The 21,685-nt window shown below is 66.0% G+C and carries 19 protein-coding genes; 2 read left to right on the forward strand and 17 right to left on the reverse strand.

The window, feature by feature from the left end; genetic code table 11:
* Positions 1 to 9: 9 nt before the first annotated feature.
* Positions 10 to 948: a phospholipase BipL gene (bipL, locus tag HZR81_RS16480; RefSeq protein WP_125867618.1), complete on the forward strand. Its 939-nt coding sequence runs from the start codon at positions 10 to 12 to the stop codon at positions 946 to 948.
* A 10-nt stretch (positions 949 to 958) separates the two neighbouring features.
* Here bipL and HZR81_RS16485 read toward each other — a convergent pair whose 3' ends face one another.
* Positions 959 to 1,723, reverse strand: coding sequence for a DUF2059 domain-containing protein (locus tag HZR81_RS16485; RefSeq protein WP_102839171.1), 765 nt, complete (start codon positions 1,721 to 1,723; stop codon positions 959 to 961).
* 153 nt (positions 1,724 to 1,876) lie between these two features.
* On the opposite strand from HZR81_RS16485, the gene HZR81_RS16490 reads away from it, so the two are divergent.
* Positions 1,877 to 2,485, forward strand: coding sequence for a 2OG-Fe(II) oxygenase (locus HZR81_RS16490; RefSeq protein ID WP_110778575.1), 609 nt, complete (start codon positions 1,877 to 1,879; stop codon positions 2,483 to 2,485).
* A gap of 75 nt (positions 2,486 to 2,560) precedes the next feature.
* Here HZR81_RS16490 and dctM read toward each other — a convergent pair whose 3' ends face one another.
* The 16 genes from dctM to HZR81_RS16570 form a co-directional block, all read right to left on the reverse strand.
* Positions 2,561 to 3,841 carry a C4-dicarboxylate TRAP transporter large permease protein DctM gene (dctM, locus tag HZR81_RS16495; RefSeq protein ID WP_500128733.1) on the reverse strand — a complete coding sequence of 427 codons (1,281 nt, stop codon included), beginning with the start codon at positions 3,839 to 3,841 and terminating at the stop codon, positions 2,561 to 2,563.
* Entirely contained in the window at positions 3,841 to 4,467 is a 627-nt protein-coding gene (locus HZR81_RS16500) for a TRAP transporter small permease (protein ID WP_500128734.1), read from the reverse strand. The genes dctM and HZR81_RS16500 overlap by 1 nt, the downstream gene beginning before the upstream one ends.
* 264 nt (positions 4,468 to 4,731) lie before the next feature.
* The gene (gene dctP / locus HZR81_RS16505) at positions 4,732 to 5,727 is read right to left on the reverse strand and encodes a C4-dicarboxylate TRAP substrate-binding protein DctP (protein WP_063540326.1); all 996 of its coding nucleotides are present in this window, start codon (positions 5,725 to 5,727) and stop codon (positions 4,732 to 4,734) included.
* A 340-nt stretch (positions 5,728 to 6,067) separates the two neighbouring features.
* Positions 6,068 to 7,462, reverse strand: coding sequence for a sigma-54-dependent transcriptional regulator (locus tag HZR81_RS16510; RefSeq protein WP_500128735.1), 1,395 nt, complete (start codon positions 7,460 to 7,462; stop codon positions 6,068 to 6,070).
* Positions 7,459 to 9,264 (reverse strand): sensor histidine kinase, encoded by a 1,806-nt coding sequence (locus HZR81_RS16515; RefSeq protein ID WP_500128736.1) that lies wholly within the window; start codon positions 9,262 to 9,264, stop codon positions 7,459 to 7,461. The genes HZR81_RS16510 and HZR81_RS16515 overlap by 4 nt, the downstream gene beginning before the upstream one ends.
* A gap of 125 nt (positions 9,265 to 9,389) precedes the next feature.
* Positions 9,390 to 10,304: a dTDP-4-dehydrorhamnose reductase gene (gene rfbD, locus HZR81_RS16520; protein WP_500128737.1), complete on the reverse strand. Its 915-nt coding sequence runs from the start codon at positions 10,302 to 10,304 to the stop codon at positions 9,390 to 9,392.
* A complete protein-coding gene (gene rfbC, locus HZR81_RS16525; protein WP_500128738.1) occupies positions 10,301 to 10,846 on the reverse strand; it encodes a dTDP-4-dehydrorhamnose 3,5-epimerase in 546 nt (181 codons plus the stop codon). The genes rfbD and rfbC overlap by 4 nt, the downstream gene beginning before the upstream one ends.
* Positions 10,843 to 11,715, reverse strand: a complete 873-nt coding sequence (rfbA, locus tag HZR81_RS16530; protein ID WP_500128739.1) for a glucose-1-phosphate thymidylyltransferase RfbA — start codon at positions 11,713 to 11,715, stop codon at positions 10,843 to 10,845. The genes rfbC and rfbA overlap by 4 nt, the downstream gene beginning before the upstream one ends.
* The gene (rfbB, locus tag HZR81_RS16535; RefSeq protein WP_045159584.1) at positions 11,712 to 12,782 is read right to left on the reverse strand and encodes a dTDP-glucose 4,6-dehydratase; all 1,071 of its coding nucleotides are present in this window, start codon (positions 12,780 to 12,782) and stop codon (positions 11,712 to 11,714) included. Before rfbB ends, rfbA begins: the two co-directional genes overlap by 4 nt.
* A 196-nt stretch (positions 12,783 to 12,978) precedes the next feature.
* On the reverse strand, positions 12,979 to 14,106 hold the full coding sequence (locus tag HZR81_RS16540) for an ABC transporter permease (RefSeq protein ID WP_017246009.1): 1,128 nt from the start codon (positions 14,104 to 14,106) through the stop codon (positions 12,979 to 12,981).
* Position 14,107: 1 nt separating this feature from the next.
* Positions 14,108 to 16,852, reverse strand: coding sequence for a ribosome-associated ATPase/putative transporter RbbA (rbbA, locus tag HZR81_RS16545; RefSeq protein WP_500128740.1), 2,745 nt, complete (start codon positions 16,850 to 16,852; stop codon positions 14,108 to 14,110).
* Entirely contained in the window at positions 16,849 to 17,925 is a 1,077-nt protein-coding gene (locus HZR81_RS16550) for an HlyD family secretion protein (RefSeq protein ID WP_500128741.1), read from the reverse strand. Before HZR81_RS16550 ends, rbbA begins: the two co-directional genes overlap by 4 nt.
* 118 nt (positions 17,926 to 18,043) lie before the next feature.
* Positions 18,044 to 18,664, reverse strand: coding sequence for an ABC-type transport auxiliary lipoprotein family protein (locus HZR81_RS16555; RefSeq protein ID WP_500128742.1), 621 nt, complete (start codon positions 18,662 to 18,664; stop codon positions 18,044 to 18,046).
* Positions 18,661 to 19,599, reverse strand: coding sequence for an MlaD family protein (locus HZR81_RS16560; protein WP_500128743.1), 939 nt, complete (start codon positions 19,597 to 19,599; stop codon positions 18,661 to 18,663). Before HZR81_RS16560 ends, HZR81_RS16555 begins: the two co-directional genes overlap by 4 nt.
* Before the next feature lie 144 nt (positions 19,600 to 19,743).
* Positions 19,744 to 20,526 carry an ABC transporter ATP-binding protein gene (locus HZR81_RS16565; protein WP_500128744.1) on the reverse strand — a complete coding sequence of 261 codons (783 nt, stop codon included), beginning with the start codon at positions 20,524 to 20,526 and terminating at the stop codon, positions 19,744 to 19,746.
* Positions 20,523 to 21,671, reverse strand: a complete 1,149-nt coding sequence (locus HZR81_RS16570; RefSeq protein WP_500128745.1) for an MlaE family ABC transporter permease — start codon at positions 21,669 to 21,671, stop codon at positions 20,523 to 20,525. Before HZR81_RS16570 ends, HZR81_RS16565 begins: the two co-directional genes overlap by 4 nt.
* Positions 21,672 to 21,685 lie beyond the last annotated feature (14 nt).

The following is a 21,685-nucleotide window of genomic DNA, read 5'->3' on the forward strand; positions in this document are numbered from 1 at the left end:
AGAATGTCCATGTCCGCGCGTATCCAGCCCGAGCGTCTGCGCAACAGCCTGCCGGCTCTGTCCGAAGCCGTCGAGGCGAGCGTCGAGACCCTTCACTATCAGGCCTACTACGGCCTCGATCTGCCCCATCGCCAGTCCATTCAGCGCCGCCTGGGGCGCTTTCGCGTGCACGACTACGATGTCGTCGCGCAGGCCTGGTGGCCGGAACAGCCGCACGCCAGCCTGCTGATCCTGCATGGCTACTATGACCACATGGGCCTGTATCGGCATGTGGTCGACTGGGGGCTGGAGATGGGCTTCGCCGTGCTGGCCTGCGACCTGCCTGGCCACGGCCTGTCCAGCGGGCCCGTCGCCAGCATCAACGAGTTCGACGAATACCAGGCGGTGCTGGCCGGACTGTTCGAGCAGGCTCGCCAACTCGATCTGCCGCGGCCCTGGCATCTGCTTGGCCAGAGCACCGGCGGCGCCATTGCCCTGGACCACCTGTTACACCAAGCGGAGAACCCGGACCTCGGGCGGACTATCCTCCTCGCGCCGCTGGTACGGCCAAGGGCCTGGTTGCGCTCGCGCTTGAGCTATGAGCTGCTGCGGCCGTTCGTGCGGCAGATTCGTCGCTCGTTCAGCGACAACTCCGGCGACCCGGCCTTCCTCGAGTTCGTCCAGACGCGCGATCCGCTGCAGGCCGATATTCTGCCTACCGCCTGGGTCGGTGCGCTGTCGCGCTGGATTCCGCGCATCGAAGGCGCCGCCGACAGCGCGCATGCGCCGCTGATCGTGCAGGGCGAGGCCGACATGACGGTGGACTGGCGACATAACCTGCCGATTCTCGAAAGCAAGTTCGCCGCTGCGCAAATCCTGCGCCTGCCCGATGCGCGGCATCATCTGGTGAACGAGCGCGAGGAGATACGTCGCGCCTATTTCGATTTTCTCCGCGAGCGTCTCGGCTAACGCCGGCCGGTCAGATGCCCTGTTGCGGCTCCAGCTCGGTGCCGCTCATGCCCACGGCGAGGCCGGCACGCAGGGCCTGCAGCGCGGCCTGGTAGTACGCCTTGCCGTCATCGGAGCGGGCGAACTCGAGGTATTGCTCAAGCTCGGCATCGGACAGATCGCGGTAGACATACAGCAGCGTGTTATCCAGGTCGCCCTCGATCTGCTCGATCATCCGCTGGCGCTGGCTGCTCAGTAGACTCTGCGCCTGGTTGCCGCCGAGCAGCCCGGGAATCATCTGGCTGAGGCTGTCGGCGGCGACACCGGCCAGCGCCAAGCTGACTTCGGCACCCGCTTCGCTGGCCGGCAGCGCCTGCGCCAGATGGCGGATCAGCAGCTGCCGGTTGCTGCCCGCTTCCATCCGCGGCAGGCCTGAAGCGTGCTGAGCCAGCTGTTCGCGGCGAGCGGCAAGCACCTCTGCCGAAACGATCTTGCGGCCCAGGGTCGACTGGAAGAACTCCAGCGCCGGTTGCGGCTCGGCCAAGTGCTCGCGCAGCGCCTGCTGCGCGCGCTGGTCGATTGCGTGCGAGGCGAAGCGGCGGTTGCTGTTGGTCACCAGGGTCTGGAATACCGCGGGCGGCAATGTGTCCTTGTAGCGCTGCTGCGCGGCGGTCAGCGCATCGGAGAAATTGGCCCGCTGTTCGGTCCAGCCGGCGGTCTCGTAAAGTTCTTCATAGGTGTCGGCGAAGCTGGCGAGGCTGAAAGTCAGCAGGACACAGGTCAAGAGGGCGCGCATGGAAACTCCTGTCAGGCGGGCGGTTCATTTTCCGTGCCCCGACAGCCGCTTGTCGAGGCGCGCGAATGTGGCTGTGATTGGCACAGCGAGGCAGCTTGTGGTGGAGTCTCAACAGACCCTAGACTCCTGCGGTATCCCTTCGGAGTCACTTCCTTGCAGTTCTCTTCGATCATCGACGACCTCGCCGAGCGCGGCTGGTCGCTGCAGAGTTCTTTCCTTCCCAGTGATGTGACCCACAAGCTGGCCGACGAGTGCCGCAGGCGCGAGGCCGAGGGCGCGCTGGCGCCCGCCGCGGTCGGCCGCGGCGAAGCGCAGGCGGTGCGCGAAGGCATTCGCAGCGACCATATCCAGTGGCTGGAGCCAGGCCAGTCGCCGGTCTGCGACGACTACCTCGAGCTGATGGACGGCCTGCGCCAGCAGCTCAACCGCGAGCTCTTCCTCGGGCTCGAGGAGTTCGAGTGCCATTTCGCCTTCTACCCGCCGGGCGCCTTCTACCAGACCCACCTGGACCGCTTTCGCGATGACGACAGCCGTTCGGTCACCGCCGTGCTCTATTTGAATCCGGATTGGCAGCCCGCCCATGCTGGCGAACTGCGGATGCACCTGGCCGACGGCTCGCAGCTGGACGTGCCACCGCTGGCCGGCAATCTGGTGGTGTTCCTTTCCGGCGATTTTCCCCATGAAGTGCTGGTGACCCAGGCCGACCGTCTTTCGCTGACTGGCTGGTTCCGCCGGCGACCGGCGGATGTGCTGGCGCTCTGACGAGCATGTCTCGGCATTCGCGCGGACGAAAAAAGCCCGGCACAGGCCGGGCTAAAGGGAAGTCGGTGCTTCGTGCTACATGCCGAGCATGTTCGGTAGGCCCAGGGAAATCGACGGCACGTAGGTGATGATCACCAGGAAGCTCAGCATCAGTGCCAGCCACGGCAGCACCGCGCGGATCACCTGGGTCACCGGCATGCCGGTCACCGCTGAGGCGACGAACAGATTCAAGCCCACCGGTGGCGTGATCAATCCGATCTCCATGTTCACCACCATGATGATGCCCAGGTGGATCGGGTCGATGCCCAGCTGAACGGCGATCGGGAACAGGATCGGCGCCAGGATCAGGATGATCGCCGATGGCTCCATGAAGGCCCCGGCGACCAGCAGCACGATGTTCACCACCAGCAGGAACATCCACGGCTGCAGCCCGGCTTCGATCACCCAGGCGGTGATCGCCTGCGGAATCTGCTCGGTGGTCAGTACGTGGGCGAAGAGCATGGCGTTGGCGATGATGAACATCAGCATGATGCTCAGCTTGCCGGACTCCAGCAGCACCTTCGGGCACTCGCGCAGCTTGAGGTCCTTGTAGACGAAGATTGCGACGAACGCCGAATACACCGCCGCGACGGCTGCCGCTTCGGTGGGCGTGAACATGCCCGAGTAGATGCCGCCAAGGATGATCACCATCAGCAGCAGGCCCCAGACTGCCTTGCGTGCGGCGGACAGCCACTCGCGGAAGCTGGCGCGCGGCAGTGCCGGCAGGTTCTTCTTCACCGCGATGATGTAGATCGCCAGCATCAGCGCGCCGCCGAGCAGGATGCCCGGGACGACACCGGCCATGAACAGCTTGCCCACCGAGGTTTCGGTGGCGGCGGCGTAGACCACCATGACCACCGACGGCGGGATCAGGATGCCCAGGGTACCGGCGTTACAGACGATGCCGGCGCCGAAGGCCTGCGGGTAACCGGAGCGCACCATGCCGGCGATGGCAATGGAGCCGACCGCGGCCACGGTGGCCGGCGACGAGCCGGACAGCGCGGCGAACAGCATGCACGCCAGCACCGCACCGATCGCCAGACCGCCGCGGATGTGGCCGACGCAGGCATTGGCGAAGTCGATCAGGCGACGGGCCACCCCGCCGGTGGTCATGAAGGCGCCGGCCAGCAGGAAGAACGGGATTGCCAGCAGGGTGTAGTGCTCGGAGGTCTCGAACAGCTTGATCGCCAGCGAGCGCACCGAGTCCTGGCTGAAGATCATGATGGTCAGCGAGCCAGCCAGGCCGAGGGACACGGCCACCGGCACGCCGATGAACATCAGCAAGAAGAGGGCGACGAACAGGAACAGGATGGTCATTACTTGGGCTCCTCTTCGCCATGCTTCAACGCATCGGCCGCTTCATCGGCGAGGCCGAGGCCGGTCTGCTCGTTGCGCAGGATACGTACGAAGATTTCGGCGAAACGGATGAACACCATGGCGAAGCCGAACGGCACGATCATGCCGATGTGCCACTGCTTGATGCCGATATGGCCCAGGTCTTCGGCGCCGATGTTGGCGATGAACAAGGCTTGGATCCACTCGAAGCTGGCCACGGTCAGCAGGCCGGCGTACCCCAGGCAGAACAGGCAGGCGATGATGCCGATGACACGCTGGATATGCCGCGGTGCCAGTTTGACCAGCGCATCGACGCCAATGTGGCCGGCGGTGCGCACGCCATAGGCGAGGCCGGAGAAGATCAGCCAGGCGAACAGCGCCTTGGTCAGCGCGGTGCTCCAGGTCATGGACTGGGCCAGCCCGATGATGAAATCACCGATGGCGAACCAGAAGTCGGCGCTTCCCTCGAAGCGGTCGCCCAGGTCGTAGAAAAGGGTGTAGAGGTTGTTGAGGATCACGTAAACGAAGGTCACCAGTGTCATGGCGGCCAACAGAAAGGCAATGAAACCTTCCTCGAAGTGGTCCCAGACGCGCCAGAGGGCGTTCATGGATGACATCTCCCGATGGACTGCTTGTTGTATCGAAGGCAGCACGGAGGTGCGCCGTGAACCAGCCAGGGCAGGCTGGGGGACAGAGCAATGAAAAACTCTTGTTGTGACTGTCGAAGCGGCGCGGCCCGGGATCGCCTCGGCCATGCCTGTCAGCCCTTGGTGCGGGCTTCATCTTCTTCAGCTGCTGTGTTTTTTCACTGAGCTGTCGGTATCGCTGGGTAGTACAGCAAAGGGGCGGGGAGCCCGCCCCTCGGCAAAGGCTTACTTAGCCTGGTTGGCAGCTTCGGCGGCCTTGATCAGGTCAGCACCGATTTCGCCTTCGAACTTCTTCCACACCGGCTTCATGGCTTCGCGCCACTTGGCACGCTCTTCCGGAGTCAGCACAAGAATCTCGGTGGTGCCAGCGGCCAGAATGTCAGCCTTGGCCTTCTGGTTCAGGTCGTCGGCCTGCTTGTTCACCTCAACAGTGACTTCTTCCACGATCTTTTCCAGCTCGCCACGCACATCGGCAGGCAGGCCGTTCCAGAACTTGGTGTTGGTGATCAGCATGTAGTCCAGCAGGCCATGGTCGGACTCGGTGATGTGCTTCTGCACTTCGTGCATCTTCTGCGAGTAGATGTTCGAGTAGGGGTTCTCGGCACCGTTGACCACGCCGGTCTGCAGGCCCTGGTACACCTCGGCGAAGCTCATCTTGCGCGGGTTGGCACGCAGCGCCTTGAACTGCTCGTCCAGCACGGCCGACGCCTGTACGCGGAACTTCAGGCCGCGTGCGTCCTTCGGCTCACGCAGTTCCTTGTTGGCCGACAGCTGCTTCATGCCGTTGTGCCAGTAGCCCAGGCCGGTGATGTTCTTGTCTTCCATGGAACGCAGCAGGCTCTGGCCGGCCTCGCTCTTCTGGAAGCGGTCGACTGCCGCGATGTCATCGAACAGGAACGGCAGGTCATAGACCTGAACGCCCTTGGAGTAGTGTTCGAACTTGGCCAGCGACGGGGCGATCAGCTGAACGTCGCCCAGCAGCAGGGCTTCCATTTCCTTGCCATCACCGAACAGCGAGGAGTTCGGGTAAACCTGTACCTCGACCTTGCCCGGCAGACGCTCTTCCACCAGTTTCTTGAACATCAGGGCGCCCTGGCCTTTCGGCGTATTTTCGGCGACCACGTGCGAGAACTTGATGGTGATCGGGTCAGCCGCGTGGGCCAGACCAGCGATGCTCAGCGACAGGGCGCATGCCAGCGCCTTGGCAGTCAGTTTGAACATTGGATGTTTCCTCTTGTTGTGGATGGAGCGCCACGGGGCGTCTCCGGCAGGAACCGGCAGGGCAAGTCTAGGCGGCAAATGCGCAGGGCGATGGCCGGTTGCGACTCGTTCCATTCAGTTCGTTGGGTTGCAGGAGCAATGCCTGTGCCAGAAGCAGCAGTACCACCTGTGCGCCGGAAGTTTACCCAGCCGAAGGTTGAACTTTGTATGTCGGATTACCGACAAGCGCGTCTAGGTCGCACCTTTCACGATTCCAGCGGCGGCCGTGAAGCGTCGAGGGCGATGCAGGGGAGCAAAGCGGAGCCGTTGAAAGATAGGGTGGATGGCGGTTTTCCGCCATCTAATCGTTGTCATCGGGCGAGCTTCCGCCAGCGTCGGCGAAGCTCAGGCCATGCTTGCGCAGCTTGTCGTGCAGCGTCTTGCGCGGCAGACCGAGGGCTTCGGCGACGCTGCGCAGCGAGCCATGCGGGCGATTCAACTCGGCGGCGATCAGTGCGCGCTCGAAGGCATCGACCTGCTCGCCGAGGCTGCCGCCGCTGGCGAGGCTGGTCGCTGGCTCACTGCCTGGCACATCCAGGCCCAGCCCCAGCCCGAGGGCGAAGCGCTCGGCGGTGTTCTGCAGTTCGCGTACGTTGCCCGGCCAGGCGTGTTGCAGCAGCACGGCACGCTGCTCCGGCTGCAGCTCGCGGATCGGCAGGCCATGGCGCTGGGCGGCGGCTTCGGCGAAATGCTGGAACAGCAGGAGGATGTCTTCGCTGCGTTCGCGCAGCGAAGGGATACGCAACGGCGCGACATTGAGCCGGTAGTACAGGTCGGCGCGAAAGCGGCCCTGGTCGGCGGCCACGCGCAGGTCTTCCTTGGTCGCGGCTATGACGCGGATGTCCAGGGCGATCGACTGGTTGCCGCCGAGCCGTTCGACCACCCGCTCCTGCAGCAGGCGCAGCAGCTTGACCTGCACATCGAGGCTCATGCTCTCGATTTCGTCGAGGAACAGGGTGCCGCCATTGGCGAACTCGAACTTGCCGATCCGGCGCTTCTGCGCGCCGGTGAAGGCGCCGGGCTCGTGGCCGAACAGCTCGCTCTCCACCACCGATTCGGCCAGGGCGCCGGCGTTGATCGCGACGAAGGGGCCGTTGCGCCGGCTCGACAGGTCGTGCAGCGCGCGGGCTACCACCTCCTTGCCGGCGCCGGTCTCACCGAGGATCAGCACATCGGCCTGGGTGCCGGCCAGTGCGCCGATCTGCTCGCGCAGGCGCAGCATCGCCCGGGACTGGCCGAGCAGGCGCGCCGACAGCTGTTGGCGGTCGGCCAGGGCCAGACGCAGGGAGCGGTTGTCCAGCACCAGCTGGCGCAACGCCAGGGCGCGGCGCACGCTGTCCAGCAGCGCTTCGCTGGGGAAAGGCTTTTCCAGGAAGTCGTAGGCACCGGCGCGCATGGCCTGCACTGCCAGCTGGATGTCACCGTGCCCGGTGATGAGGATCACCGGCAGCTCGTTGTCGCGTGCGCGCAGCTGTTGCAGCAACTCCAGCCCGTCGATCCCAGGCATGCGGATGTCACTGACCACCACCCCCTGCCAGTCCGCCGGCAGGCGCGCAGCCAGGCCGCGAGCATCGCCCAGGCTGACCACCTCGAGCCTGGCCAGGTCGAGGGTCTGGCTCAGCGCCTGGCGCAGATGCGGATCGTCGTCGATCAGCACCACCTGCGCCTGGGCACTGATCGGGGTGTCGCTGCTCATTGGAGATGGTCCTCGCTGGGAAAGGCCACGCCGGGTTCGGCGCTACGCAGGAACAGGCCGAGCTGCGCGCCACCCTCGGGATGGTTGCTCATGCGCAGCTCACCGCCCAGGGCGCGGATCAGGGTATCGCAGATCGCCAGGCCGAGGCCCAGGCCCTGAGCGCTGGTCTTGGTGGTGAAAAAGGGCTCGCGGGCGCGCTGCAATGCCTCGGCAGAGAAGCCTGGGCCATTGTCGCGCAGGCTCAGCAGCACGCCGTCGCCTTCGCGTTCGGCGCGCAGCCAGATACGCCGTGGTTGCGGGCGTTCGGCCAGGGCGTCGAGGGCGTTGGCCAGCAGGTTGGCGAGAATCTGCCGCAGCCGCGTTTCGCCGGCCTGCACCCAGAGGGTGGCCTCCGGCAGATCGCGGATCAGCTCGACACCCATGGCCTGGCGGCGTTTGGCGAGCAGGGCGAGGGCATCGTCCAGCGCCGGCTGCAGCGCCACCCGTTCCGGCGCGTGCTGGTCGCGGCGGGCAAAGGCGCGCAGGTGGGCGATGATCGAGGCCATGCGCGCGGTCAGTTCGCTGATCAGCCGGAGGTTGTCGCGTGCCTCGCTGGTGCGGCCGTGCTCGAGCAGCACACCGGCGTTGTCGGCGTAGCTGCGAATGGCCGCCAACGGCTGGTTGAGTTCGTGGCTGATGCTCGCCGACATTGTGCCCAGCGCCGACAGCTTGCCGGCCTGCAACAGCTCGTCCTGGGCGCGCACCAGTTCCTGCTGGGCCTGCTCGCGCTCTAGCACCTCGACCTTGAGCCGGCTGTTCAGTGCCTCCAGATCGCGGGTGCGCTCCTGCACCCGCTGCTCCAGCTGCTGACGTGCCTGGCTATCCAGCGCCAGCCGTTCGAGGAAGTGTCGGCGGCGCTGCATCAGCAGGCCGAGCCAGAGCAGCAGCGCCAGCAGTGTGGCAGCGCCGATGGCGACGACGGTGCGCACCGGGCGTTCGACCAGGTTCACCGGCGCGAGAATACGCACCGTCCAACCGGTCTCCTTGAGCTCGCGGCTCTGGATCAGCCAGGCGTCGATGTCCAGTGTCAGGTCCTGCGGATACAGGGTCGGATAGGGCTGATCGAAGGCGATCTGCTCGCGCTCCTCGACGCCCAGCCCGCGGGTGGCGCGGAACCGCCACTCCGGCCGCGAGGTGAGGATCACCACGCCGAAGTTGTCGGTCACCAGCAATTGCTCCGGCGTGCTGCCCCAGAGTGTCTCGGTGTGATCGAGGTCGACCTTGACCACCAGCACGCCGAGCACCTGATCACCGTCGCGCACCGCCGCGCCAAAGTAGTAGCCACGCTTGCCGGACGTCGTGCCGAGGCCGAAGAAGCGCCCGAGGTGGCCTTCCATGGCCTGGCGGAAGTAGGGGCGGAAGGCGAAGTTGCGGTCGACGAAGCTGTCTTCCTCGTCCCAGTTGGAGGCGGCCAGGGTGTTGCCGTCGGTCGCCATCAGGTAGATGACGTCGGCACCGGTCTGCTTGCGCAGCCGCTTGAGCAGGCGATTGGCGTTGTCGCGCACCTGTGGCGAATCCTCCTGCAGCACGGCGCGCAGAGTGGGCAGATCGCCGAGGATGCGCGGCAGCACCTCGTAGCGATTCAGCGTGCCGAGCAGGTTGGCGACGTACAGGTCCAGGGTCTGGCGGTTCTGTTCGGTCAGTTCGTTGCGGTAATAGCGCTCGGCGAGCTGTTGCAACGGCCACAGCAAGGGCGCCAGCAGCAAGGCCAGCAGGGCGAGATTGCGCCAGCGTGGGCGGCGGGGAGGGAGCGGTACGGTCATGCGTGGGCGCCTGAGGGTCCGGCGCATTATGCACGCAGAGCGTGCCGGCGTTCAGCGTCGGTGGTCGAGGCGGCGGAAAAACGCCTGATTTGCGGCGCGGCCAAGCGGCGCGGTGACCAGCTGGATCAGCGTCCCGCGGCGACGGGCTGCGGGGCCTCTTCGCTGTCGAAGCCGCGGGCCCGGTTGAGGCACTCGTGCAGAGCGGTTTCCCAGTCGGGGAGGGTGACCCCCCAATCCTGCCGCAGTCGCGCACAGTTGAGCCGCGAGTTAAGCGGACGCTGCGCCGCGGTCGGGTAGTTCCTGGACAGGATCGGGGTGATCTCGGCACGCAGGCGTCCTTCCTGGCGCAATCGCTCGGCGATGCTGCAGGCGAAGCCGTACCAGGAGGCCTCGCCGCTGGCGCTGAGGTGATACAAACCGCTCGGCCCGGCCTGCCCGGCGTTGCGCTTGCGCACCAGCTCGGCGGTGACGCGGGCGATGGTTGCGGCCCAGGTCGGCGCGCCGATCTCGTCGCTGACCACCGACAGCGCATCGCGCTCCTGCAGCAGGCGCTGCATGGTCAGCAGGAAATTCTTGCCATGCTGGGAATAGACCCAGCTGGTGCGCAGGATCAGGTGTTCGCCGCCGACGGCCTGGATCGCCTGTTCGCCGGCCAGCTTGCTGGCGCCATAGACATTGAGCGGCTGTGGCAGGTCGTTTTCGTCGTAGGGTTCGGCCTTGCGCCCGTCGAACACGTAGTCGGTGGAGTAATGGATCAGCGGCACACCGAGCCGCGCGGCTTCTTCAGCGAGCACCTGCGGACCGCGGGCATTGACCGCGAAGGTCTGCTCGCGGTGGCTTTCCGCCGGGTCGACGGCGGTATAGGCCGCCGCGTTGATGATCAGGTCCGGCCGCAACAGGCGCACCTGCTCACGAATCTGTTCGGGCACGGCGAGATCCAGTGCGTTGTGCCCGAGGGCGAGCAGTTTGCCGGTGCCAGCCAGTTCCACTTGCAATTCGCGGGCGAGCTGCCCAGTGCTGCCCGTGATCAGGATTTTCATGGAAACAGCTCCGCATCGCGCAGCAGCTTGCCGGCCTGGTCCTTGGCGGACAGTTGTGGCGCCTCGTCGAACGGCCATTGGATACCGAGCTCGGGGTCGTTCCACAGCAGGCTGCGCTCATGCTCAGGCGCGTAGTAGTCGGTGGTCTTGTAGAGGAACTCGGCGCTTTCGCTGAGCACCACGAAGCCGTGTGCGAAGCCTTCGGGTATCCACAGCTGGCGCTGGTTCTGCGCGCTCAGGTGGGTGCCGAACCAGCGGCCGAAGCTCGGCGAGCTCTTGCGCAGGTCGACGGCGACGTCGAATACCTCGCCGGCCACTACCCGCACCAGTTTTCCCTGCGGCTGCTGGATCTGGTAGTGCAGCCCGCGCAGCACGCCGCGTTGGGACTTGGAGTGGTTGTCCTGGACGAACTGACGCTTGAGCCCCGTGGCCGCTTCGAAAGCGGCCGCGTTGAAGCTCTCGTAGAAGAAACCGCGTTCGTCGCCGAAGACCTTGGGTTCGATGATTAGTACGTCGGGAATGCTGGTTTCGATGACCTTCATGCGTCTTCACCCGCCAGCTTGAACAGGTACTGGCCATAGCCGGTCTTGCCCAGGGCGTCGGCGCGGCGCAGCAGCTGCTCGCGATCGATCCACTTGTTCTGGTAGGCGATTTCTTCCAGGCAGGCGACTTTCAGACCCTGGCGGTGCTCGATGGTTTGCACGTACTGCGAGGCCTCCAGCAGGCTGTCGTGGGTGCCGGTGTCGAGCCAGGCGAAGCCACGGCCGAAGCGTTCGACATTGAGATCGCCGCGCTGGAGGTAGGCCATGTTGACGTCGGTGATCTCCAGTTCGCCGCGCGGCGAGGGCTTGATCGACTTGGCGATCTCAATCACGTCGTTGTCGTAGAAGTACAGGCCGGTCACTGCGTAGCTGGACTTGGGCTTCTTCGGCTTTTCCTCGATGGACAGCGCCTTGCCGCTCTCGTCGAAGTCGATCACGCCGAAGCGCTCCGGATCCTTGACCCAGTAGCCGAACACCGTGGCGCCCTTCTCCTGACGCGCGGCGCGCTGGAGCTTCTCGGTGAAGTGCTGGCCGTGGAAGATGTTGTCGCCGAGGATCAGGCATACCGAATCGTCGCCGATGAACTCTTCACCGATCAGGAAAGCCTGGGCCAGGCCGTCCGGCGAGGGCTGTTCGGCATAGCTGAAATTGACGCCGAACTGGCTGCCGTCACCGAGCAGATTCCTGTACTGCGGCAGGTCCTGCGGTGTGGAGATGACCAGGATGTCGCGGATGCCCGCAAGCATCAGCACCGAAATCGGGTAGTAGGCCATCGGCTTGTCGTAGATCGGCAGCAGCTGCTTGGATACGCCAAGGGTGATGGGGTGCAGACGGGTGCCGGAGCCTCCGGCGAGGATGATTCCTTTCATGCGTTCTCCAGTGCGCCTAGGCGCTCGCGTTGATAGCTGCCGTCCTGAACGCGACGGCACCATTCGAGGTTGTTCAGGTACCACTGCACGGTCTTGCGCAGGCCGGTCTGGAAGGTTTCCTGCGGCACCCAGCCGAGCTCGCGCTCGATCTTGCTGGCGTCGATGGCGTAGCGCAGGTCGTGGCCCGGGCGATCCTTGACGAAAGTGATCAGGTCTTCATAGCGGGCCAGGCCGGCGGGCTTGTTCGGCGCCAGCTCCTCCAGCAGCGCGCAGATGCCGCGCACCACCTCGATGTTCTTCTGCTCGTTGTGGCCGCCGATATTGTAGGTCTCGCCGACCTTGCCCTCGCTGACCACCTTGAACAGCGCGCGGGCGTGGTCCTCGACGAACAGCCAGTCGCGGATCTGCGAGCCGTCGCCGTAGACCGGCAGCGGTTTGCCATCCAGCGCGTTGAGAATCACCAGCGGGATCAGCTTCTCGGGGAAGTGGAACGGCCCGTAGTTGTTCGAGCAATTGGTGATCAGCACCGGCAGGCCGTAGGTACGCTGCCAGGCCCGGACCAGGTGGTCCGACGAGGCCTTGCTGGCCGAGTAGGGCGAGCTGGGCGCGTAGGGGGTGGTCTCGGTGAACAGGTCGTCGACGCCGTGCAGGTCGCCGTACACCTCGTCGGTGGAGATGTGGTGGAAGCGGAACGCCGCGCGACGCTCGGCCGGCAGCGTCTGCCAGTAGGCGCGGGCGGCCTCCAGCAGCTGGTAGGTGCCGACGATATTGGTCTGAATGAATTCGGCCGGGCCGTCGATGGAGCGATCGACGTGGGATTCGGCGGCCAGATGCATGATGGCGTCCGGCTGGAAGTCCAGCAGCGCCTCGCTGACCCGCTCACGATCGGCGATGTCGGCCTGAAGGAACTGATAGCGCGGGTTGCCTTCCACGCTGGCCAGCGACTCGAGGTTGCCGGCGTAGGTCAGTTTGTCCAGGTTGAGCACGCTGTGCTCGGTATCGAGGATGAGGTGACGGATCAGTGCGGAACCGATGAATCCGGCACCGCCAGTAACGAGAATGCGCATAGTGATAGGGCTTCCTTGGCGCGCTGTCGAGCATCAGGCTCTTAGCATGTCGGCACGATAGACCGGCCTTCGATACAAAAATTCCCGAAGGGTGCCGGCGGCCGGGTAACGGCTTGGTTACAGAGGTAAACACGGGCTGCTGGCCCGCCGCCAGCCCCCGTGCTGCAGGGACCGCACGGCGCGGCGTTGTTGCCGGCTAGCGCAACGACACGCGCAGCCGCGACAGCGCACCGACGAAGAACACCGCGCCGATCACCGCCAGCGCCAGCAGCTGCGGCCAGACGATGGCGGCGTCGGCATTGCGGAACAGGATCGCCTGGGCCAGTTCGACGAAATGCGTGGTCGGCGCCACCAGCATGATGTTCTGCACCAGTTCCGGCATGCTCTCGCGCGGCGTTACCCCACCGGAGAGAATCTGCAGCGGGATCAGCGTGAGGATCACCAGCAGGCCCAGCTGCGGCATGGAACGCGCCACCGTGCCGAAGAAGATGCCCATCGAAGTGGCGGCGAACAGGTGCAGCGCCGCGCCGCCGGCGAACAGCCACAGCGAGCCCTGGATCGGGATGTCGAGCCAGCCCTCGACGACGAAGCGCAGGGCGAAGGCTGCTGCGGCCAGTACGACCAGGCCCATGGCCCAGACCTTGCCGACCATGATTTCGAATGGCGTCACCGGCATCACCAAGAGGTGTTCGATGGTGCCGTGCTCGCGCTCGCGGATCAGCGCCGCGCCGGTGAGGATGATTGCCAGCATGGTGATCTGGTTGATCACCTCGTTCACCGCGCCGAACCAGGCGCGGCTGAGGTTGGGGTTGAACGCGGTGCGCACCACCGCTTCGACCGGCAGCGCGTCTTCGCTGCGGTAGCGACGAACGAACTCGGCGGTCTCGCTGGCGATGATCTGCTGGATGTGCCCGGCGCCGGTGAACGCCTGGCTGACCTGGGTGGCATCGACGTTGAGCTGGATGGTCGGCTGGCGGCCGGCGAGCAGGTCCTCCTGGAAGCGCGGCGGGATGTTCAGGGTGAAGGTGTAGAGGCCGTCGTCCATGCCGCTGTCCATCTCTTCGTGCGTGATGGCTTTCGGCTCGATGAAGTAGGGCAGCTGGAAGGCATTGACGATGCGCAGCGAAGCCTGCGAGCGGTCCTCGTCGACCACCGCGATGCTGGCCCGGTGCGGCGCCTCGGGAATCGCCGTGGCACCTTCGTAGATCGCCACGGTGAACGAATAGATGATCAGCACCAGCATCGCCGGGTCGCGGTACAGGCTGCGCAGCTCCTTGAGGCCGAGCTGGAAGATGTTGCCGAGCTTGCGTCGCAGGCCGCCCATGTCATTTCTCCTGCTTGCGCAGGCCGGCGACGCTGAGCAGGGTCAGCAACGGAATGGCCAGCAGCATGGGAATGAAATAGGGGTACAGCTCGGCCAGCCCGAGCGCCTTGGAGAATACCCCGCGGCTGATGATCAGGAAGTGGCTGGTCGGGTAGAGCTTGCCGATGAAGGCGCCGGCGCCCTCCATCGCCGAGACCGGGTGGATCAGTCCGGAGAACTGGATGGCCGGCAACAGGGTGACGATGGTGGTGCCGAAGATCGCCGCGATCTGGCTGTTGAGGATCGATGACATCAGCAGCCCCAGGCCGGTCGCGCAGGTGACGTAGAGCAGCGCGCCGAGGCAGAGGGTGAGGATGCTGCCCTTGATTGGAATACCGAAGACGAACACCGCCAGCAGCGCCAGGGTGGCGAAGTTGAACATGCCCAGCGCGATGTAGGGCAGCTGCTTGCCGAGCAGGAATTCCAGGCGGGTGGTCGGGGTGACGTAGAAATTGGTGATCGAGCCCAGTTCCTTCTCGCGCACCACGCCGAGGGCGGTGAGCATCGCCGGGATCATCATCAGGAGCAGCGGGATCATCGCCGGTGCCATGGCCGGCAGGCTCTGCACGTCCGGGTTGTAGCGGTAGCGGATGGCGACGTCCGCTGGCGTGAGCTGGCCGTCGACGCCGGCCTCACGGGCCAGCTGCTGCAGGTAGTTCAGATGGATGCCCTGTACGTAGCCCTTGATGGTGTCGGCGCGCATGGGCATGGCGCCATCGATCCAGAAGGCCACCTGCGGTATGGCGCCGCGCTTGAGGTCGCGGCCGAAGTTCGGCGGGATCTCCACCGCCAGGCTGATGTCGCCACTGCGCAGACGCTGATCGAGCTCGGCGTGGCTGGCCAGTGGCGCCTTCTCGATGAAGTAGCGCGAGCCGGCCATGTTCAGCAGGTAATGCTGGCTGGTGGTGGTCTGGTCGCGGTCGAGCACGGCATAGGTCAGGTTCTCCACGTCGAAGCTGACCCCGTAACCCATGATGAACATCAGCAGCACGCTGCCGAGCATGGCCAGCGTCGCGCGGATCGGATCGCGGCGCAGCTCCATGGCCTCGCGGCGGGTGTAGCTGAGCAGACGGCGCAGGCTGAAGCGGGCCTGACGGCTGCTGTCGCCGGATGCCTCGAGCGGGCCGCGCGTGCTGGCCGGCGTCGCGGCGGCCGGCTGCTCGGCGGCATTGGCCGCGGCGGCTTCCTCCAGATAGGCGATGAAGGTCTGTTCCAGCGTTGGCAGTCCGCGCTTGGCCATCAGCGCCTGTGGCGTGTCGCTGTCGAGCACTCGCCCGGCGTGCATCAGGGAGATGCGGTCGCAGCGCAGCGCCTCGTTCATGAAGTGGGTGGAGATGAAGATGGTCACGCCGTCCTCGCGCGACAGCTGCACCAGGAGTTCCCAGAAGCCGTCACGGGCGACCGGGTCGACCCCGGAGGTGGGTTCGTCGAGGATCAGGATCTCTGGGTTGTGGATCACCGCCACCGCCAGCGACAGGCGCTGGCGCACGCCTAGCGGCAGGCTGCTCGGCAGGCTCTCGGCGTCGCCGGTGAGATCGAAGCGTTCAAGCATTTCCTGGATGCGCGCGTCGCGCCGCTCTGCCGGCAGGTGGAACAGCCGCGCGTGCAGGTCGAGGTTCTGTCGCACGCTCAGCTCGCTGTACAGCGAGAAGGCCTGGGACATGTAGCCGACGCGCTGACGGGTCTGCATGTCGTGCGGGTCCACCGGCTTGCCGAACAGCAGCGCCTCGCCCTCGCTGGCGGGCAGCAGGCCGGTGAGCATCTTCATGGTGGTGGTCTTGCCGCAGCCGTTGGAGCCGAGGAAACCGAAGATCTCACCCCGGGCGATGCGGAAATTGACCCGGTCCACCGCGACGAAGTCGCCGAAGCGCATGGTCAGCCCGTGGGCCTCGATGGCGATGCTGTCGCTCGCCGGCTGCGGCGGGATGATCAGCTCGCGGTGCTGACTGCGTTTGGCTTCCGGCAGCAGGCGGATGAAGGCCTGCTCCAGAGAGTCGCTGCCGGTGCGCGCCAGGAGTTCGGCCGGCGTGCCGGTGGCCAGCACCTGGCCGGCGTCCATCGCCACCAGATGGTCGAAACGCTGCGCCTCGTCCATGTAGGCGGTGGCCACCAGCACGCTCATCTGCGGGCGTTCGCCACGGATGCGCTCGATCAATTCCCAGAACTGCGCGCGCGACAGCGGGTCGACGCCGGTGGTGGGCTCGTCGAGGATCAGCAGGTCGGGGTCGTGGATCAGCGCGCAGCAGAGGCCGAGCTTCTGCTTCATGCCACCGGAGAGCTTGCCCGCTGGGCGCTCGACGAATGGCGCCAGGCCTGTGCTGCGGGTCAGCTCGGCGATGCGCCAGTGGCGCTCTTCGGCGTCCTGACCGAACAGCCGGCCGAAGAACTCGAGGTTCTCGAACACCGTCAGCGTCGGGTAGAGGTTCTTGCCCAGCCCCTGGGGCATGTAGGCGATGCGCGGGCAGACCGCGCGGCGGTGGCCGGCATCGCTCATGTCGCCGTCGAGCACCTGCACATGGCCCTGCTGCAGCTTGCGCGCACCGGCGATCAGCGCCAGCAGGCTGGACTTGCCGACGCCATCCGGGCCGATCAGGCCGACCATGCAGCGTGCCGGCAGGCTCAGGCTGAGGTCATCCAGCGCGCGGGTCTTGCCGTACTGCAGGCTGACGCCGCTGATCTCGGCGACCGGGGCAGACGACGGGTTCATTGGCCGACATTGATCTGCAGGTGCGCCGGCCATTCGGCGTCGGCGTCCAGCTTCAGATAAGCGACGCCCGGCAGGCCGGTCTTGACCTGTTCCATGTGCTTCTTCAGCAGCTCGGGGTCGATCCGCGCCTTGACCCGGAACATCAGCTTCTCGCGCTCGCTTTCGGTTTCCACGGTCTTCGGCGTGAACTGCGCGACGCTGGCGACGTAGGTGATCTTGGCCGGAATCACGTACTGCGGTGCGGCATCGATCACCAGGCGTGCCTCCGAACCCATGGCGACACGGCCGGCCTGGCGCTCGGGCAGGAAGAAGGTCATGTAGACGTCGGCCAGGTCGACCAGATTGAGCAGTTTGCCGCCGGCGCCGAGCACCTCGCCCGGTTGCGCCACGCGGTACTGCACACGGGCCACGCGGTCGGTCTTCAGCTCGCTGTCGCGGATGTCCGCCTGCAGCCGAAGCACGCTGGCCTGGGCAGCCTCCAGCGCCGACTGCGCCTCGATCACCTGCGACCTGGCAGCCGCGATACCGGCATCGGCGGACAGCACCTGGGCGCGCGAAGCGGCCAGCGCAGCCTGGGCGCTCTGCATGGCGGCGAGGTCGTCATCCAGCTGCTGGCGCGGCATGGCGTTACGGCCGACCAGCGTCTCGGTGCGCTGATGGCGCTTCTGCGCGGCGGTCAGCTCGGCGCGGCGCTGAAGGACCACGGCCTCGGCGGTGGCCTTCTCGCTCTCGCGCTGGGTAACCAGAGCCTGGGCGGTGAGGATGGCGTTCTCCGCCTGGCGTACCTGGGCGCGGGCCTGGTTGAGCTGGGCCTCCAGCACTTCGGTGTCCATGCGCGCGATGACCTGGCCGGGCTGGACGAAGTCGCCTTCGTCGACGCTGATCTCGCGGATGCGCCCGCCGAGCTTGGTCGCCACGTCGATCTCGGTAGCCTCGATGCGCCCGTTGCCGCTGGCGAATCCGTCGCCCAGGCCATCGGTGCGCAGCTCGGACCAGGCCAGCAGGCCGATGACGACCAGCGCGACGAGTGCGAACAGCACCCGGCGAAGGGTTTTCTGGGCTGGGGCTTTCATGGGCGTTCCTTATCGTGAAGCACTGGTCTGCATGCTAAGCGATGCCCCGGCGGGCCGCGCTTAGCCTGAGTCAATAAAACTGCTGTTTAACGCGTTTATATGACCGTTTCGCCGGACTTCACTGCGCGGAATGGCTTTTTGCCACCTCAATTGTCCAGCGTTGCAGCTGGCGGCTCAGCTCGTCGCTGGCCTCGCCGAAGGCCGCCACCACGCTTTCCAGCTGCGGGCTGGCGCTGGGCTGGCGGACCTCGAAGCGGCGGCTGGCAAGGATGCGCTGCTCCGGTGCCGTCGCCAGCTGAGCATCCAGCCTGACCAGCACCTGCGGCTGGCCATCGACGTACTCGCTCTGGAAGGCGCGCAGTTCGCTGAACAGCTCCAGCTCGGCGAACAGATTGCTGTCCTCGTTGCTCACCGCCACCGGTCCGCCCTGGCGGAACTGCTCGATCAGCCGGTCGCGCAGCAGGGTTGGCGCTGCATCGCTCCAGCGTGCGCCCTGATAGCTGCTGATCTGGTTGCCATCGGGCACCACGGCGATGCGCGGCCCGGCAAGGATGCGGCTGGCATGCGGGGTGTGGATGCGCAGTGCCTGCTGCAGTCGCTCCCCTTGCTGACCGGTCGCCTCAGCGGTGGGCAGCAGGTACACGCGGATCGGCTCGGCCTCGGGCAGCAGGGTGCAGGCCGCGAGCGTGCCGAGCAGGCTTGCGAGGGCAAGGGGGCGGAACAGCGCAAGGCGGCTCATGGGTTGAACTCCTGAATCTTCTCGCGGCCGAGCAGGAAGCCGCTGGGATTGTCTTCGAGGCGCTGGGTGACGCGGCGCAGGGCGCCGAGGGTGCCGCGCAGCTCGTTGATCGCCGGGCCCAGGTCGCTGAAGCCCTGCAGGCCGTTGTTCAATGCGCCCTGGTTGCTCGACAGCAGCTCGTCCAGGCGCGACGTGGCGCGCTCCAGCGCGGCCATGGATTCGCCGGCGCTGCTCAGCAGCTGGCGCCCTTCGTCATCGATCAGGCCATTGGCGTTCTGCGTCAGCCGGGTGATCTCCACCAGCGCGGTGTTGGTCTGTTGGCCCAGTTGGCTGAGCTGGGTCAGCGCTTCGCTGAGATCGCCACGCTGTTCGGCCAGCACGCTGGTGGCCTGCTCGAGATTGGCCAGGGTGCGGCCGATGCGCCCGGCGTTGTCCTCGGAGAGCATCAGGTTGGCGCTGCGCAGCAGGTTGTTGATGTTGGTCATCAGGTCTTCGCCGTTCTCCAAGAGCGCACTCAGCGGCGAGGGGTCGGCGATGATCAGTGGCGGCTCGCCACGCTTGCCTTCCAGCGGCGGGCTTTGCGGCGTACCGCTGTGCAGCTGGATGATCATGCTGCCGGTGATGTTGGCCAGCGCCAGACGCGCGCGGGTGTCCTGCTTGATCGGCGTGCCGGCATACACGCGGATGCGCGCGCGCACCTTGCGCGGATCGTCCGGCTCCAGCCACAGCGCCTCGACATCACCGACCTTGATGCCGCTGTACTCCACCGAACTGCCGTTGGACAGCCCGCTGACCGCGCGATTGAAGCTGATCTCGTAATAGTTGTATTCGCGGTCCATGCTCGACTTGCCCAGCCAGAGGGCGAACAGCAGCGCGCCGCCGACTGCAAGCACAGTGAACAGGCCGATCAGTACGTGGTGGGCGCGGGTTTCCATGTCAGCTCTCCAGCTCTGGCAGGTCGTTGGAAACTACCTGCGTTGGCAATACTGCGTTAAAAACAGGCTCGGAATGCTCATTTAGGCAACTAAACTCCGCTTCCTCGCCTGTTTTTGCCTTGTCTTGCCTGCCTCGCATACGTTTCAACCACCCGCCAGGGCGGCCTGTTGCGCCGCCCGGCCGCGCGGGCCGTGGAAGTAGTCACGAATCCAGGCGTCGTCGGTGGCTTCCACCACCTCCAGGCGATCGGCCACCAGCACGCGCTTGCGTGACAGCACGGCCACCCGGTCGCAGATGGTGTAGAGCGTATCCAGATCGTGGGTCACCAGAAACACGCTGAGGCCCAGCGCGTCGCGCAGGGTCAGGATCAGCTGGTCGAAGGCTGCCGCACCGATGGGGTCGAGGCCGGCGGTGGGCTCGTCGAGGAACAGCACCTCCGGGTCCAGCGCCAGCGCGCGGGCCAGGGCGGCACGCTTGACCATGCCCCCGGAGAGCTCGTCGGGGTACTTGCAGGCGGCATTCGCCGGAAGACCGGCCAGTGCCAGCTTCAGCCGCGCCAGATGTTCGGCGTCGCGGCGCTCGAGCCCGGCGTGCTCGATCAGCGGCAGCGCGACATTCTCCTGCAGATTCAGCGAGGTGAACAGCGCGCCGCGCTGGAACAGTACGCCAAAACGTCGTTCCACCTGCGAGCGGCGCTCGGCCGACAGTTCCAGCAGGTTTTCGCCGAACACGCTGACGCTGCCGGCATTTGGTCGGCGCAGGCCGACGATGCTGCGCAGCAGCACCGACTTGCCGGTACCCGAACCGCCGACCACGCCGAGAATCTCGCCGCGACGGATGTCCAGGTCGAGACCGTCGTGCACGGTCTGGTTGCCGAAGCGGTTGACCAGCCCGCGTACCTGGATCAGTGCGTCGTCGCGCGTCACCAGCCCATCTCCATGAAGAACAGCGCGGCGATGGCGTCCAGCAGGATCACCATGAAGATCGCCTGGACCACGCTGGAGGTGGTGTGCTCGCCCACCGACTGCGCGCTGCCGCTGACCTTGAAGCCTTCCAGGCAGCCAATCACCGCGATGACGAAGGCAAATATCGGCGCCTTGCCCAGCCCGACCAGGAAATGGCTGACGGCGATGTCGCGCGCCATGATGGTGAAGAACATGGTCGGCGAGATGTCCAGCGCCAGCACGCAGACCACCAGCCCGCCGGCGATGCCACTGAGCATGCCGACGAAGGTCAGGATCGGCAGGGTGATCAGCATCGCCAGCACCCGCGGCAGCACCAATAGCTCGATCGGGCTAAGGCCGAGGGTGCGGATGGCGTCGACCTCCTCGTTGGACTTCATCGAGCCGATCTGCGCGGCGAAGGCGCTGGCGCTGCGCCCGGCGAGCAGGATCGCCGCCAGCAACACGCCGAATTCGCGCAGGAAGGAAAAACCCACCAGGTTGACGGTGTAGATGGTCGCGCCGAAGTCGGCGAGCACCGTCGCGCCAAGAAAGGCCACCACCGCGCCGACCAGAAAGGTCAGCAGTGCGACGATCGGCACCGCGTCCAGCCCGGTCTGCTCGATATGCACGGCCAGTGAGGTCAGCCGCCAGCGCCGCGGTCTTGGCAGGGTGAGCAGCAGCGTCTGCAGGGTCAGGCCAATGAAGCCGAGCAGCGCGCGCTGCTGCTTCCACAACGCCGTGACGGCGCCGCCGATATGTGCCAGCACGTCGCCGAAGGCATAGCCGCGCGGCGGCTCGGCGGCATCCGGTTGATTCAGGGCGGTCGCGACGGTGCGCAGCAGCGCCAGGCGTTCGGCCGGTAGCTGCGGCGCCCATGCTTCGATGGCGGCGATTCGCTCGGCGCCCAACAGCTCCACCAGCAGGCCGGCGCCCGCCGTGTCCAGCGCGCCCAGTTCGCTCAGCTCGATCTGGCTACGCTCGTCGATCCGCGCCCTGAGCCGCTGCACCTCTCGGCGCAGTGCCGCGTAATGGGCTAGGGTCCAGTCGCCGACGATGTGCGCCCGCAATGGTGAAGCCCCTTGATCGAGGGTCACCGAACCGGGAGACGAGGACAGGGTGGCGCTCATCTTCTGCAAACGGG

The sequence above is a fragment of the Pseudomonas sp. LM13 genome, from assembly GCF_041381355.1.
GTDB lineage: Bacteria > Pseudomonadota > Gammaproteobacteria > Pseudomonadales > Pseudomonadaceae > Stutzerimonas > Stutzerimonas frequens.

What these genes read in the sequence shown, in the direction of transcription:
- HZR81_RS16550 (WP_500128741.1), bottom strand. Translation starts at nt 17,925, where the DNA reads ATGAAAGCCCCAGCCCAGAAAACCCTTCGCCGGGTGCTGTTCGCACTC.
- rfbB (WP_045159584.1), bottom strand. Translation starts at nt 12,782, where the DNA reads ATGCGCATTCTCGTTACTGGCGGTGCCGGATTCATCGGTTCCGCACTG.
- dctM (WP_500128733.1), bottom strand. Translation starts at nt 3,841, where the DNA reads ATGACCATCCTGTTCCTGTTCGTCGCCCTCTTCTTGCTGATGTTCATC.
- HZR81_RS16500 (WP_500128734.1), bottom strand. Translation starts at nt 4,467, where the DNA reads ATGAACGCCCTCTGGCGCGTCTGGGACCACTTCGAGGAAGGTTTCATT.
- rfbD (WP_500128737.1), bottom strand. Translation starts at nt 10,304, where the DNA reads ATGAAAATCCTGATCACGGGCAGCACTGGGCAGCTCGCCCGCGAATTG.
- HZR81_RS16510 (WP_500128735.1), bottom strand. Translation starts at nt 7,462, where the DNA reads ATGAGCAGCGACACCCCGATCAGTGCCCAGGCGCAGGTGGTGCTGATC.
- HZR81_RS16540 (WP_017246009.1), bottom strand. Translation starts at nt 14,106, where the DNA reads ATGGGCGGCCTGCGACGCAAGCTCGGCAACATCTTCCAGCTCGGCCTC.
- HZR81_RS16485 (WP_102839171.1), bottom strand. Translation starts at nt 1,723, where the DNA reads ATGCGCGCCCTCTTGACCTGTGTCCTGCTGACTTTCAGCCTCGCCAGC.
- HZR81_RS16570 (WP_500128745.1), bottom strand. Translation starts at nt 21,671, where the DNA reads ATGAGCGCCACCCTGTCCTCGTCTCCCGGTTCGGTGACCCTCGATCAA.
- HZR81_RS16555 (WP_500128742.1), bottom strand. Translation starts at nt 18,664, where the DNA reads ATGAGCCGCCTTGCGCTGTTCCGCCCCCTTGCCCTCGCAAGCCTGCTC.
- dctP (WP_063540326.1), bottom strand. Translation starts at nt 5,727, where the DNA reads ATGTTCAAACTGACTGCCAAGGCGCTGGCATGCGCCCTGTCGCTGAGC.
- HZR81_RS16515 (WP_500128736.1), bottom strand. Translation starts at nt 9,264, where the DNA reads ATGACCGTACCGCTCCCTCCCCGCCGCCCACGCTGGCGCAATCTCGCC.
- rfbA (WP_500128739.1), bottom strand. Translation starts at nt 11,715, where the DNA reads ATGAAAGGAATCATCCTCGCCGGAGGCTCCGGCACCCGTCTGCACCCC.
- rfbC (WP_500128738.1), bottom strand. Translation starts at nt 10,846, where the DNA reads ATGAAGGTCATCGAAACCAGCATTCCCGACGTACTAATCATCGAACCC.
- rbbA (WP_500128740.1), bottom strand. Translation starts at nt 16,852, where the DNA reads ATGAACCCGTCGTCTGCCCCGGTCGCCGAGATCAGCGGCGTCAGCCTG.
- bipL (WP_125867618.1), top strand. Translation starts at nt 10, where the DNA reads ATGTCCGCGCGTATCCAGCCCGAGCGTCTGCGCAACAGCCTGCCGGCT.
- HZR81_RS16560 (WP_500128743.1), bottom strand. Translation starts at nt 19,599, where the DNA reads ATGGAAACCCGCGCCCACCACGTACTGATCGGCCTGTTCACTGTGCTT.